Source organism: Sphingobium sp. TomTYG73 (genome assembly GCF_055394245.1).
This window is the reverse complement of sequence record NZ_AP027339.1, coordinates 2375244-2388880: the sequence shown is the minus strand read 5'-3', so window position 1 is coordinate 2388880 and position 13637 is coordinate 2375244. Positions and strand designations below refer to the sequence as shown.

Here is a 13637-nt window from a genome sequence, read left to right as displayed (position 1 = left end):
CATTCGCACAGGTCAATTCCAGCTCTCACCCTCGACCCAGGCGCAATGATCGAAATTTGCGATCCACAGGCGTTCGTGCTTTCGCCGGAACTGGATAAGGGCATCGGCCGCCTGCCCGGCCGCTTCGGACTTCTGCACCCCGCCCGCACTGCGCTCACTAGCCGCCCGGCAGCAGAGCCGCGCATGTTCCAGCCCGAGTTGCAGGAAGTTCACCCGCTCAGCCGCTTGCGGATCATGCGCCGCAGATTGCGCGGCTCTGGACAGAAGTTTTTGCCCGGCTGCAAAGCTTCCTTCCGGATAGACGATGGCCGCTGCCCTGGCCCAGCTTTTCCAGCGCGACGCCTTCAATTGGGCGAAGGTCGGCTCCAGCCTTCCGCTGAGGTTCATCGTGTAGTTTTCCCAATGCTCGAAATAGGCCCTCACGTCCGCAGCGGCGGGGCCGAAGCAGGCATAATATTCCTCCAGCAACGCATTGGCATCTGCGTCCGGCCGAGACTGAAGACGCATCAGCAGGTAGAGCGTCGGGCCTTGGGTCGCCCATTGCCCGGTGAGGGAATCGAAGTCGGTGCCCACCAGGCCGTTCGTGGCCGCGTTCCGGAATTCGTCCGCAAACTGGTGGGCGAAGACGAACGGCATGCAATAGCCATCGAGAAAATGGTTCGTGCGCAGAAAGATGCGCGCGCCAGTGTTTGCCCAGCCGCGCCATTGCTTTTTCATCCACTCCTGCACCGCCGCCGTGCGCGGGTAGAACCATGACGAAGGACAGAAGCCGACGAGGATGTTCTTGTTGAGCCGCACGCCAGAGGTCGGCGGCGCGAAATAGTTAAAATAGGCGTAGCCCACGACCGTGACGTCCGGATCATCCCGCGCCGCGAGGCGCTGGATTTCGAGCCAGGAGCGCGCATACCGATCCGTCACGAAAGGATGGCGGGCCATTTTCGATTGGGGTGGAATGAATGTCAGATAGTCGAGCGGTGGAGGGCTATCGAGAGCGCGACAAAGCGCGCATTCGCAGAGCCCGGGCATGTCATTTTCGACCGCGTTGATGAAGCTTGCCCCTGGTCTGGCGCCGCCCTTCTCGCGCCAGAGGGTGACAATCTGTTGGTGTAGACCGGGGTCGGCGATCGACATCGAAAAGCGGGCGCCCGGCTTTACCGGCCCGCGCCGTCCATCGACGAGCTGGAACCATTCGGGGTGCTGATCGCCATATTTGGCCCACCAGTCGCCAAAGGCATGGCCATAGCCAATGTGCTGGCGGCGGCCCATCCGGTGGCGCCTGATGAATATGCGCTCCTCCGCACGGTAGTCCGCCCCCGCCGCAGTGGAAAAGCCGAGTTCCGGACGATCGATCTTGCCCGCCTTGAACAGGCGAACATGACGCTGCATCAAATGGGGAGTGACGACCTCGTCAAGGCTCGGCACGACGAGGGATGCCGTTTTCGGCACCATGGTCCCCAGATCTCCGGGCCAAAGCCAGCGGACCTTCAGGTAGTTTTGCAGAAAATGATAAACGCCAAACAGCGTGCCTGCGGTGACATCGGGGTCCAGCGGGTCGCCGGGGCCATCGCGCCCCGCGATACAGAAATTTCCTCCAATCGTGCGAAGGACGCAGGCTTCAGGGGCGAGGCTGCTGAGATCGATCGATGCGCGTGCAATGGCGGTATCACCCAGAAAGAAGAAACCTCCTGACGTGCTTTGCCCCGACGCTACGTGTTCCGGGATGATCTGGGGCAGCGTGCCGGTGGCCTTCGCGAGATGCGCGGCGAGTTCCCGCGCGGCATAGACGACGCAATCTTGCGGCTGATCCGGTATGACCAGCGGGCGGGGGATGCCGCCCTTAATAAGGGTTATGCTGGATAGGGATGTTGCCTGGCCTTGGCTTATGGTTGGCGCCGAAAGCAGGGCTGCCGCCGATCCGAAGGAAAATGTCCTGCGTGAAATGGCTTGTCCCATTGGCAGCCCTCCTCCCTTCTGATCAGGGTGCCCCCCTCTTAGTCCAATTGACGGTCCTGGGGGCTGTGGCGGAGGGAGTACGTCCAAATGGTGAAAGGACAGCAGGGCCTTTCCTATATTTTCCCCAGTTCGTTGCGGATGAACAGCCGTTCCAGGCTTTCACGCCTGGGCAGTCCGGAGGCCGCGATCGGCTCTCCGTCGAGCAGGGTCCTTCGGGCGGCGCGGCGGGCGAGGATATAACTGGGATCAAGGAGGGACAGGAAGGTCAGAAAGGGCGCCAGACCGGGCCAACGCAACTGGGCCAGGCGCCGTATATATTGGAGCCGCGCGCGGATTCCCCGCGTCAGGGCGCGTGGCACTTCCATGCCAAGCAACTTGCGCGCCGTGAGCAATTGGGTGCGCATCGCGTTGCGCGCATAGCCGGACTGGAAATGCCGGTTCAGCTCATCCCAATCATCCTGCTGGAAACGGCTGGCAAAGGATTGCATGTCCAGCAGATGGCGCAGGTCGATCCGGCCGCGCAGATAGTCCCTGCCCTTCAACTGGTCATGCAGCAGCAATATCGCGGTGCACGCGACCGGAGATGGCAGCAGGACGATCCCGCCCGCCAATTCCAGCAGGGCGGCATTTTGCGCGAGATCGTCAAAGCTATAGCAGAGCGTGTTGATGCTGCCATAATCGGAGTGAAGATCAATCGTCGCCGTATCCTGCGGGCGCGAGAGGACAGCGGGCACGCCGGGTTGGGGATCGGGCGTGTCGAGGCAGTAACCGATGCCGCGCAGTTGATCGATCATGGGCAGGAAACGATCGGCGGGCACCATCAGGTCGATGTCCGCCAGCATACGGGCGGCACGCTCGTCCGGTGGCGCATGGGCCAGCCATGCCGTGCCCTTCAGCAGGATCGGCGACACACCGGCCGCGTTCATGGTCGCGGCGGCTTCGTCCAGTTGCGCCATGATACGAGCGTTACGGTCGCCATTGCGTCTTTCCATCTCGGCGAAAAATGTCGCGACATCCGATGGCAGTGCGGGAAAGCGTCCGGCTTTTCTAAGCCGCGCGGCCACGGCAGGGCTGCACAAGGTTTTGTTGGCGAGTGCAATGATGCGGGGCCAATCGGCATGCGAGGGTATTTGGCCCCGCAGGCAGGACAGCAGGCCATTGAGATGATCAAGCCGGATCACAAAATACCCCCAGCAGCGCGGCCGCTTCATCCAGATCGTCATATTCCAGTTCGCAGGTCCGGGCGCCGCCGACGGCGCGGATTAGGCTGTCGATCGCGGGACGGCTGGCCTCTCCGCTGCACGAGGCGGCTTCGGAGAGCAGATGTTTGACCAGTGCCGTGGGATGTTGCGGGATCAGGCGCGCGGGCGCGCCCTTCGTCCGCCGCAGCTTCAAGATCCAGCCAACCGGCAGGGGCGCTTGCCCGGATGGCAGCGGCAAGGCAAGGTAGCGCACCCGCCGCCCATCGGGCCGCCAATGGATCAGCGGCTGGAGCTGCCCCGGGTAGCGCGCGGCCATCATCGGCCAGGCGCCCGATTTTACGGTTGGCAAAAAGGGGAGGCCCAGCACTTGGCCGTCTGGTCCCAGCATGCTGATGTCATCGCCGTGATAGGCAAAGCCGCTGCCGATCAGCCAGGAGGTCAGGGTCGTCTTCCCCGCCCCCGGAGGCCCGGTCAGGAGCAGCGCCTTTCCATTGCGGCTGACGCAGCCCGCATGCAGCGCCAGGTTCCAGCGGGGATCATCGATGATGTCCTGGATGATCTGAGCCTTGACCAGGGTGGCGGCCTGATGGAGTTGCAGGACGGAGGCATCGCCCGCATCACGGCTGAAGAGGCAAAGCCCGTTGCTTTGCCAGAGATGATAGAGGGTGGAGGGCGGCGTTGAGGCCGCGCCCAATTGAAGATGGGCGAAAAGCGGCGCCACGTGCCGCACCAGCGCCTCATCATGATAGCGCAGCGTGAGGGCGCGACCGCCGAGCGATATGGATTGCGTCAGGATGGGCGCGGATTCGGGCGGGCAGGCAGTGGCGTGGACCAGCCCGGAGTGGGACCATTCCGCCAGCACCCTGTCGAGCATAGACGCGGCCTGATCGACGCCCCGGTCGACGACTTCCTGCGCGAGTTGCGACAGGGACACGCCATCCTCAAGGCGGCATCCGATATAGCCTGCTATCTGGTTCAGTTCATAAATGGCGTGCCGGTACTGCGAAACGATCACCGGCTGATCGCCGATGAAGGTCATCGAAGTCCCGGGTGTAAGGCGCAGCATCAATTCCGCCCCATCAGGGCGCTCCGCCCATTCGCCATCAATCAGCTGAACCTTGGCGTTCAGTGTTTGCCGCCCTTGTTGCCCGGATTGCCGGGGCTGGTGCCGGGGCCGTCATTGATCGGCGGGTTGCCCGGGGGCTGGGGATCGGGGCCGTTGCCGACGCCATTATTACCCTTGGGACCGCCGCCGCCGCCGCCGCCCGATGCCGCGATTGCCTGTGACGACAGGGAGGTCGACAACATGATCGTCATCGCCGGGGGAACGGTCGCCGCGAAGCGACCGCAGGTTTTCAGAAAGCGGCGGCGATCTTCGGCCGCAGCCAGAATGGTGGGTTCCTCAGCCAAGATAGCCTCCTCTTTTTCAGGGTTGAGGCAAGCTACCACCTGGGCCGGGCCGACCGCACTGCTATGGCGGGGTATATCAGAAGGTATAACCCCGCCCGCCCTCTACAGCCTATGATATTTCATAGGCTTGGTTGGATTAGTCCGAAGCTGGCAGGTAAATCTCACCCCCCTTGTTCTTAAAAGTCTCGCTCATTTCGGCCATGCCTTTTTCCGCATCTTCGGCCGCGATGAATGAGTCGGCGGGTTGGTTCTGCTTCGCTGCGAAGTCCCGGACCTCCTGCGTGATTTTCATCGAGCAGAATTTGGGGCCGCACATCGAGCAGAAGTGCGCAGTCTTCGCGCCTTCTGCCGGGAGCGTCTGGTCGTGATATTTCTCCGCCGTGTCGGGATCGAGCGACAAGTTGAACTGGTCGCGCCAGCGGAACTCGAAGCGGGCACGGGAGAGCGCGTCGTCGCGGACCTTGGCGGCGGGGTGGCCCTTCGCCAGATCGGCAGCGTGGGCGGCTAGCTTGTAGGTGACGACACCGACCTTCACATCGTCGCGGTCGGGCAGGCCCAGATGCTCCTTGGGCGTGACGTAGCAGAGCATGGCCGTGCCGTACCAGCCGATCATCGCTGCGCCGATGCCCGAGGTGATATGGTCGTAGCCCGGCGCGATGTCAGTGGTTAGCGGCCCAAGCGTGTAGAAGGGGGCTTCGCCGCACGCCTCAAGCTGCTTGTCCATATTCTGCTTGATCTTGTGCATGGGCACATGGCCCGGCCCTTCGATCATCACCTGCACATCCTGTTCCCAGGCGCGCTTGGTGAGTTCGCCCAGCGTGTAGAGTTCGCTGAACTGCGCTTCGTCATTGGCATCGGCGATCGATCCGGGGCGCAGGCCGTCGCCCAGCGAATAGGCGATGTCATAGGCTTTGCAGATTTCGGTGATCTCATCGAAATGCTCGTAGAGGAAGCTTTCCTTATGATGGCTGAGGCACCATTTCGCCATGATCGACCCGCCGCGCGAGACGATGCCGGTGACGCGCTTGGCGGTCATCGGGATGTAGGCGAGGCGCACGCCCGCATGGATGGTGAAATAGTCGACGCCCTGCTCGGCCTGCTCGATCAGCGTGTCGCGGAAGATCTCCCAGGTCAGTTCCTCGGCAATGCCGCCGACCTTTTCCAGCGCCTGATAGATGGGCACTGTGCCGATCGGCACCGGCGAATTGCGCATAATCCATTCGCGGGTGTCGTGGATGTTGCGGCCGGTCGAGAGGTCCATCACCGTGTCCGCGCCCCAGCGGATCGACCAGACCAGCTTGTCGACTTCGCTCGCCACGTCGGAGGCGACCGCCGAATTGCCGATATTGGCGTTGATCTTCACCAGGAAGTTGCGGCCGATCGCCATCGGCTCGGTTTCAGGGTGGTTGATGTTGTTGGGGATGATGGCGCGGCCACGGGCGACCTCGTCGCGGACGAACTCCGGCGTCACATAATCGGGGATTTCCGCGCCCCAGTCCTGCCCGTCGCGGACATATTCGGCGAGACGTGCACGGCCCAGATTCTCCCGCTCGGCGACATATTCCATCTCCGGCGTGATGATGCCGCGACGGGCATAGTGCATCTGGGAGACATTCATGCCCGGCTTGGCGCGCAAGGGGCGCTTCACGACATGGGGGAAAGGCTGGACGCCGCCGCTGCGGTCGGGGCCTTTGAGGCCGTTATCCTCGGGCTGGATGGCGCGGGCGTCATATTCTTCCACATCGCCCCGACCAACGATCCAGTCGCGGCGCAGCGTGGGCAGGCCCGCCATGATGTCGATGCGCGCATTGGGATCGGTGTAGGGGCCGGAGGTATCGTAGACGCGAACGGGCGGCTCGCCGCTGCCGGGTTCCAGGTCAATCTCGCGCATGGCGACCTTGAGCGGGCCGACATGGATTTTACGGCTACCCCGAATGGGGCCGGTGGTGACTCGCATTTCGGTGCGGGCGGGAATGTCGGCCATGGTGGTGGTTCCTTTCAGGCGATGACGGTTGCGCGGCCGGTGAGGCCCGCGAGGAAGAGGAGGATGCCCAGGACGATGCTGACAGCGGCCCAGGCGCGGGTGAAGTTGAGGGACCAGCGGCCGATCCTGATGAGCGGCGCAGGGATGGCGAGCAGCAGGGCGCCCTCTATCAGTGCAACATAGCCGATCAGGCTGACGATGACGGCCAGCGGATCGGTCCAGATGCTGTGGACGAGGACGAGAGCTGTGCCGACGACGAAGATGGGGAAGCCGAGCGTCATGACGAGGCCGGGCGAGCGTTCCAGATCGTCCATCATCGCGCGCCAGCGGGACGGTGCGATCAGCCCGCCGATGCCGACGACGATCATGTACAGGCCGATGGCTTCGGACAGGCGCAGGGTGAGGATGGAGATGGTGTCCATGGCAGCTCCGTCCTCCTCTTCTTCTTCGCTGGGCGGAAGGAGGACGCGGACATGCCTGTGACAAGCCCTCCCTCCCTACGCCGGTCTCATCCGGATCAGGTTCAACGGGTCGCAGCCACATCAGCCGCCTCTCAACCGCTTGTGAGCGGTCCCCCGGGGATTGGGTGGCGATAGCGGAAATGTGCAGGCGACGCCAGCCCATTGCGCTGGACATAAGGGGCGCTTTGCCGCTTTTATGGCAGGCGATGAAGCACCATGATCTGTCCACCAAGGAAGGCCGCAAGGCGCACCGGCATGAAATGCGCATGGTGGCTGTGCGACCGAGGCGCTGGGGACTGTGGCTGCTGACGGCGGGGTTCCTGCTGGTGCTGACGCCGTCCGCGCTGGACGTGCATAGCCTGTTCGGGCTGTGGCCGCCGATGTTGGGGGCGATTTGCGTGATTGTTGGCGTGCCGTTGCTGGTGGCGAGCGTGGTGCTGAAGCGGCGTTATGTGCGGGAGCGCGCGGCGGGACAGGTGATGGTGGGGCGGGTTAAGGGTTGAAGCTAGTTTCTTATTCCCCTCCCGCAGGCGGGAGGGGTTAGGGGTGGGCGCGAGCGGAGCGAGCTGCTGGGCTCGCCTTTGAATACCCCACTAACGTCGCGCTGGCCCACCCCCTAGCCCCCTCCCGCCTGCGGGAGGGGGAACATCGTATCTCGGCCATTCAGGGAGTCACCTCGAACATCAGCTTCATGCCCGTCCTCGGCCTTATCGTCAGGCGGCTGATCGGCTCCGGCTTGAATCCTTCCGGCACGGACAGGCGGTAGCGGCGCAGGACGCTGGCGATCACCGTCATCACCTCCTGCTGGGCGAAGCCTGCGCCGACGCAGACGCGGGGGCCTCGACCGAAGGGGAACCATGCCTGTTTCACCATCTCCGCATTGGCGGGATCGTCGAAGCGATCGGGATCGAAGCTGTGCGGGCAGCCCCAATTATCCTTGTTCCGCTGGGTGAGCCAGGGCGCGACGACCAGCATCGCGCCTTCCTCCAACTGCTTGTCGCGCATCGGCATGGGGCAAGGCACTTCTCTGGGCAAGAAGGCGACGGGCGGATAGAGGCGCAGCGTTTCGCGGAAGATGTTGCGGACGTGCCCCATGTCCTTGAGCATGGCGGCGGTGAGCGCCTCCTCGCCCGCCAGCGCCACCACTTCGGCGCGCGCGGCATTCTGGATATGCGCGCATTCGGCCAGCATGTAGAGCGCCCAGGTCATGGTGCTGGCCGAAGTTTCATGGCCCGCGAGGAACACGGTGGAGACCTGATCCATCACCTGTTGCAGGGTGAAGGGATCGCCGGTTTCGGGATGCTTAGCCTCGATCAGCGACTGGAGAATGTCCTTGTGCGGGGCCTCGCCGCGCTCATGAAAACCCTGGTAGCGGGCCTCGACGATCGGGCGGAATACGTCGTGGATTGCCTTGGCGGGCTTCAGCGACCGCTGCTCGAACCAGCGCGCGGGGAAGCCATAAAGGCGCAGCATCGAGGCGCTGTGGGCGTAGCGCTGGAACTTGCCGAACGCATTGTGGATGATGTTGGAGCGGTGCTCGTCCAGCGCCTCCGAAAAGAGCGTGCGGAAGATGATGTCGGCCGCGACATGAGTCATCATCGGGTCAATATCGACAGGCTGTGTGCGATCGGCGGCATCGATGCGGGCGAGCAGATCGTCGGCGGCCGCGACCATTAGCGGCATAGACCGGTGCAGCGCGGTGTGGGCGAAGGCCGGGTTCACCATCGCGCGCTGGCTTTCCCAATCCTCGCCATTGGCGGAAAAAACGCTGTCGCCGATCAGGGGCGACAGGTTGCGGACCAGTTCGCGATGCTTGGGGAAGGCGGTGCCGCCGCGCAGTATCTTGTCCACCAGCGGCAGTTCGTTCGCGATATACATGATCTGGCCGGGCATGCGGATTTCGCCCAGCTTCATCGTGTAGCTTTTTTCGAACAGCACATGGATCCAGCTATGCCAGCCGCGCAGGAAACGCTTCATCAGGCCGCGCTTGGTCCGGGGCGGCTGTGGATAGGGAGGCGTGAAGGGTTCGGTCACGGGATAGCCCTGAATGCGGCGATGGCTTCGTCAATGGTGCGGCGGCCTGCGGTCAGGCTGACATAGTCGACGGGAGATAGGCGATCGCCGACGCGCAGATAGTCGAAATGCGCTTCATATTTGTTCGACCAACCGCTGTTATAATTTTCCGGGTCGTAGAAGAGGTGGAAGCGCGGCGAGAGTAGATCGACGCGGGCGGCGCAGCGATCCGATACGAGGCGAATGGGGTTCACGTCGTGATAGGCTGCGCCATCGGGGGGCGCGGAGAAATCGACGAGGCGGAACTGCCCCTCGTTCAACGCCTTCAAGTCGGCATGATACCAGCGCGCGTCCTTGCGCAGGGCGATGACGGGGACGACTTGCCCCAGCGTCAGGGCGGTGAAATGATCGGGCAACGGCCTGCCCTTGCGCAATTCCAGGATGCGGCGAAGGACGCTCATGGCGTATATGGTGCCGTTGCTGTGAGAGGCGAAGATGACTTCGTCCCACGGGCCGTCCATCTCCTGCGCGATGCGGGCGGCGAACTGATCGAGGCGAGCGTCCATTTCCTCGCCGGGACCGCGCGCGGCGACGCTGTGGTTGTAATACATGAACCGCAGCAGCCAAGGGACAATTAGTTTGTTAAGCAATCTACCGGACAGCAGCGCGCTGATGCCGGTGCCGATCAGCGCTGCCGCCCAGAAGGGCATGAGCAGCGACAGCAGCGAGGCGGGGATTAGCGCCACCGCGAGCGGGATCAGGATGGCGAGCAGCGGCGGGTAGAGGATGGTGATGACCGGGCCGGGGCGCAGCTTCCTCATCCGCAGGAACTGCATGTGGCGGGCGTGGGCGGCGTAGGTGGCGATCGATCGCCAAGCGAGGAGCAGCGGGTTGCGGATCCAAACCTTGCCGACCAAATCCTCCCAGCGGAGGAATTCATAGTCGGTTTCGACCCCTGCGCTATGGTTGGTGACGGTCCAGATGGCGGACGAGGCCGGGCCTGACCGACGCGCGCTTACCTCCACCTGTTCACCGGAGAGGCGCGCATAACGCTCCGCCTGCTCGCGATAGAGTTGGTGATAAAAACGCACCCCGCGCGGATCGAAACCGCCAAGGTAGAAGACTTTACGCTTGAACTTTTGCACGGCCCTGTTCCACATCGGGCCATGACGACACCCGAACGCGATTACTGCTATTTCATAGATCACCGCAAATACAACCGAAACATCGGCTGCCGGAAACATGACAATGCCTATGGCATCAATGGCGGCGGCAGCGAGCGGGACCGTTGGCGGGCGGATCTGGCCTTTTACCGGCATATGCGAGGAAATGGCGATCCGATGGCGCTGCCTGCGCTTCTCGCCTGCCTCGTCTTTGGTTGGTTCTGCTGGAACTATCATCCGGGCAAGGGGCTGTGGCGGGGACAGCTCTTGCGCCGTTTTGCGAAAGCGCCGAAGTGAGCGGCATGACACAGCAACGCCATGTTTCGATCGGGTCGGTGACGATCGGCAATGACCTGCCCTTCGTCCTGATTTCCGGCCCTTGCCAGATTGAGAGCCGCGATCATGCGATGATGATGGCGGAAAAGCTGGCGGGGGTAGCGGACAAGGCAGGCGTGCCGTTCATCTTCAAATCCTCCTTTGACAAGGCGAACCGGACTTCGGTGTCGGGCCAGCGTGGCGTGGGAATCGATGCGGGGCTTGCGATCCTGGCTGAGGTGAAGGCGCAGTTGGGCTGTCCGGTACTGACCGATGTGCATGAGGCGGGGCAAGTGGAGGCGGCGGCGCAGGCGGTGGATATTTTGCAAATCCCGGCATTCCTGTGTCGCCAGACGGACCTGCTGCTGGCGGCGGGGCGGACGGGCGCTGTGGTGAATGTGAAGAAGGGGCAGTTCCTTGCGCCCTGGGACATGGCGGCGGTGGCGCAGAAGGTCGCTTCCACCGGCAATGAGCGGATATTGCTGACCGAGCGCGGCGCGAGCTTTGGCTACAATACATTGGTCAGCGATATGCGGTCGCTGCCGGTGATGGCGCAGACCGGCTATCCGGTGGTGTTCGACGCGACCCATTCCGTGCAGCAGCCGGGCGGGTTGGGGTCAGCTTCGGGCGGGCAGCGGGAGTTTGCACCGGTGCTGGCGCGCAGTGCGGTTGCGGCGGGCGTCGCGGCGGTGTTTGCCGAGGCGCATGATGATCCGGATCGGGCGCCTTCGGATGGGCCTGTCATGCTGCCGCTGGAGTGGATGGGGCCGCTGCTTGGGAAGTTGAAGGCTATCGATGAGGTGGTGAAGGGCTGAGTACGCCTCTCTCATCCCCGTTCGCCCTGAGCTTGTCGAGCCGAAGGCCGCCGAAGCCAACGGCTCCACTTCTTTTGAGAAAAGTGAAGGGCTTCGACAGGCTCAGCCCGAACGGTGAAAGGTCGTCCCCTATATCAAGGCCGCGTCTGGCCCGTCCCGCGCACCAGCCATTTGTAGGTGGTTAGACCTTCCAACGCTACCGGGCCGCGCGCGTGGAGGCGGCCGGTTGAGATGCCGATCTCCGCGCCAAGGCCGAACTCGCCGCCGTCGGCGAATTGAGTGGAGGCGTTCCACATGACGATCGCGCTGTCTACGGCGTTGAGGAAGCGCTCGGCTTTCGCCGCGTCTTCGGTAATGATCGCGTCCGTGTGATGGCTGGCGTGAGCGGCAATATGAGCGAGCGCTTCGTCCAGCCCATCGACCAGCCGCACGGAAACGATGGCGTCGAGATATTCGGTATCCCAATCCTCGTCCGACGCAGCAATCACGCGCGCGTCCATCGCCTGCACCGCCGCGTCGCCGCGCACTTCGCACTTAGCGTCGAGCAGGGCCTTCACGATGGTGGGTGCTGCGCTGAATGCCTTGTCGATCAGCACCGTTTCGGTCGCGCCGCAGATGCCCGTCCGGCGCATCTTGGCGTTGACGATCAGCTTGGCTGCCATGTCCGGATCCGCCGCACCATCGACATAGCTGTGGTTGATGCCGTCGAGATGCGCGAGCACGGGCACGCGCGCTTCCTCCTGCACGCGCGCAACCAGACTCTTGCCCCCGCGCGGGACGATCAGGTCGATGAAGTCAGACGCCTTGAGCAATGCGCCCACGGCGGCGCGATCCGTCGTCGGCACCAACTGCACTGCGTCGGCAGGGAGGCCCGCAGCCGCAATGCCCTCCGCCATGGCGGCATGGATGGCGCGGTTGCTTTCCTTCGCCTCGCTGCCACCACGCAGAATGACCGCGTTGCCCGCGCGCAGGCACAGCGCGGCGGCGTCGGCGGTCACATTGGGGCGGCTTTCATAGATGATGCCGATCACGCCCAAGGGCACGCGGACGCGGGACAGTTCCATGCCGTTGGGCCGGACCTGCTTGTCGATGACACTGCCGAGCGGATTGTCGAGGCTCGCGACCTGATCGACGCCAGCGGCCGTTGCCGCCACGCGACTTTCATCGAGACGCAGACGGTCGAGCATGGCTGGCGAGAGACCGTTGGCGGCGGCGTTTTCCATATCGCGCGCGTTTGCTGCAAGGATTTGCGGCGCCTGATCCCGAAGCGCCTGCGCGGCGCGGCGCAGGGCCTCGATCTTCTGCGCGTCGCTTGCGCTGGCCAGCGTTGCGGCAGCGGCGCGGGCGCGCGCGCCCATTGAGGCAATCAGCATTTCGGGAGTCTGGGTCAGGTCATTCATCTGGTCGAGCCTTTCGCCCGCGCCCTTAGCATGAAAGCGCGACGGGGCGAAAGGCGCTGACAGCTACCAATGGTAGCCTCGGCCTACATTGGCCAGAGTGTTTTGCTCGAAAACTCTACTCCGTTCGGGCTGAGTCTGTCGAAGCCGCTTTCTTCTCTTCAAAAGAAGAAAAGCCCTTCGACAGGCTCAGGGCGAACGGGTGTTGGGATGATCTATTATGTCCCTAAGCGGCCTGCGCCAAGCTTTCCGCCTTCAGCGCGCGGAAGGTGCGGCAGGGCGGAATGTTGCGCCATTCGACCCGCTCGGCGATCTGGTTGAACTGCCCGGTGAGCAGCCGACGTACGAAGGCAGAATATTGATAGACCAGAAACTCGCCGCCGGGTCGCAACGCCCGCTGCGTTTCCGCGCAGATGAGTTCGCCGACGCCATCCGGCAGGGTGGAGAAGGGGATCCCCGAGAGGATATAATCAGCCTGCCGGTGTCCGGCCTCAACAATGAAGCGGCGCACATCCGCCGCCGACCCATGTACGACCCGCAGGCGGGGATCGTCGATCTGCGCTTCGAGCCATGCGACGAAGTCGAGGTTAAGATCGATCGCCACCAGTTTCGCGTCCGGGTGCATGCGCTCCAGGATCGGGCGGGTGAAGGTGCCGACGCCCGGCCCATATTCCACCAACAGGCGCGTATGCTGCCAATCCACCCGGTCCAGCATGCTGTTCACCAGTGCAGCCGAAGAGGGGATCACGGAACCGATCATCCCGGGATGCTTCACGAACTGGCGGAAAAACATGCTCCACTGACCCAGGAATGACGCCGGATCTGCTTTTTTCTTCAAGGGAATGGAGGCCATCAATACTCGCCTGTTTGCCTTCACGTCTGGGCCTTGCAAATATCGGCAAGCCTGGCAAGCCGCTTTGCATG

At 63.3% G+C, this 13637-nt stretch carries 13 protein-coding genes and 1 riboswitch; of the genes, 3 read left to right on the top strand and 10 right to left on the bottom strand.

From position 1 onward, the window contains the following. Window positions 1–12 precede the first annotated feature (12 nt). The 6 genes from ACZ5TH_RS12005 to ACZ5TH_RS11980 all read right to left on the bottom strand — a co-directional run bounded on the left by ACZ5TH_RS12005 (window position 13) and on the right by ACZ5TH_RS11980 (window position 6971). On the bottom strand, window positions 13–1953 hold the full coding sequence (locus ACZ5TH_RS12005) for a DUF4838 domain-containing protein (protein WP_464794059.1): 1941 nt from the start codon (window positions 1951–1953) through the stop codon (window positions 13–15). A gap of 113 nt (window positions 1954–2066) precedes the next feature. Next, window positions 2067–3017 (bottom strand): nucleotidyltransferase family protein, encoded by a 951-nt coding sequence (locus ACZ5TH_RS12000; protein WP_464794058.1) that lies wholly within the window; start codon window positions 3015–3017, stop codon window positions 2067–2069. Window positions 3018–3120: 103 nt separating this feature from the next. After that, entirely contained in the window at window positions 3121–4221 is a 1101-nt protein-coding gene (locus ACZ5TH_RS11995) for a hypothetical protein (protein WP_464794057.1), read from the bottom strand. Window positions 4222–4280: 59 nt separating this feature from the next. Further along, window positions 4281–4565 (bottom strand): hypothetical protein, encoded by a 285-nt coding sequence (locus tag ACZ5TH_RS11990; RefSeq protein ID WP_449470733.1) that lies wholly within the window; start codon window positions 4563–4565, stop codon window positions 4281–4283. A 136-nt stretch (window positions 4566–4701) separates the two neighbouring features. Continuing rightward, entirely contained in the window at window positions 4702–6549 is a 1848-nt protein-coding gene (gene thiC, locus ACZ5TH_RS11985) for a phosphomethylpyrimidine synthase ThiC (RefSeq protein ID WP_464794056.1), read from the bottom strand. 14 nt (window positions 6550–6563) lie between these two features. Further along, window positions 6564–6971 (bottom strand): DUF2065 family protein, encoded by a 408-nt coding sequence (locus ACZ5TH_RS11980; RefSeq protein ID WP_464794055.1) that lies wholly within the window; start codon window positions 6969–6971, stop codon window positions 6564–6566. Window positions 6972–7026: 55 nt separating this feature from the next. Further along, window positions 7027–7137, bottom strand: a riboswitch (TPP riboswitch). Between the two features lie 79 nt (window positions 7138–7216). Between ACZ5TH_RS11980 and ACZ5TH_RS11975 the strand changes: the two genes are divergently transcribed. After that, window positions 7217–7513 carry a hypothetical protein gene (locus ACZ5TH_RS11975; protein WP_464794054.1) on the top strand — a complete coding sequence of 99 codons (297 nt, stop codon included), beginning with the start codon at window positions 7217–7219 and terminating at the stop codon, window positions 7511–7513. A gap of 160 nt (window positions 7514–7673) precedes the next feature. On the opposite strand, the gene ACZ5TH_RS11970 is transcribed toward ACZ5TH_RS11975, so the two are convergent. Both ACZ5TH_RS11970 and ACZ5TH_RS11965 read right to left on the bottom strand, forming a co-directional pair. Then, the gene (locus tag ACZ5TH_RS11970) at window positions 7674–9044 is read right to left on the bottom strand and encodes a cytochrome P450 (protein WP_464794053.1); all 1371 of its coding nucleotides are present in this window, start codon (window positions 9042–9044) and stop codon (window positions 7674–7676) included. Beyond that, a complete protein-coding gene (locus tag ACZ5TH_RS11965; protein WP_464794052.1) occupies window positions 9041–10168 on the bottom strand; it encodes a tudor domain-containing protein in 1128 nt (375 codons plus the stop codon). The genes ACZ5TH_RS11970 and ACZ5TH_RS11965 overlap by 4 nt, the downstream gene beginning before the upstream one ends. 21 nt (window positions 10169–10189) lie before the next feature. Between ACZ5TH_RS11965 and ACZ5TH_RS11960 the strand changes: the two genes are divergently transcribed. Together ACZ5TH_RS11960 and kdsA are read left to right on the top strand one after the other, a co-directional pair. Further along, on the top strand, window positions 10190–10483 hold the full coding sequence (locus ACZ5TH_RS11960) for a hypothetical protein (RefSeq protein WP_449470727.1): 294 nt from the start codon (window positions 10190–10192) through the stop codon (window positions 10481–10483). Between the two features lie 5 nt (window positions 10484–10488). Beyond that, window positions 10489–11316 carry a 3-deoxy-8-phosphooctulonate synthase gene (kdsA, locus tag ACZ5TH_RS11955; RefSeq protein ID WP_464794051.1) on the top strand — a complete coding sequence of 276 codons (828 nt, stop codon included), beginning with the start codon at window positions 10489–10491 and terminating at the stop codon, window positions 11314–11316. A gap of 134 nt (window positions 11317–11450) precedes the next feature. On the opposite strand, the gene ACZ5TH_RS11950 is transcribed toward kdsA, so the two are convergent. Both ACZ5TH_RS11950 and ACZ5TH_RS11945 read right to left on the bottom strand, forming a co-directional pair. Beyond that, window positions 11451–12716 (bottom strand): glutamate-5-semialdehyde dehydrogenase, encoded by a 1266-nt coding sequence (locus ACZ5TH_RS11950; RefSeq protein WP_464794050.1) that lies wholly within the window; start codon window positions 12714–12716, stop codon window positions 11451–11453. A gap of 223 nt (window positions 12717–12939) precedes the next feature. Beyond that, window positions 12940–13566, bottom strand: a complete 627-nt coding sequence (locus tag ACZ5TH_RS11945) for a class I SAM-dependent methyltransferase (RefSeq protein WP_464794049.1) — start codon at window positions 13564–13566, stop codon at window positions 12940–12942. Window positions 13567–13637 lie beyond the last annotated feature (71 nt).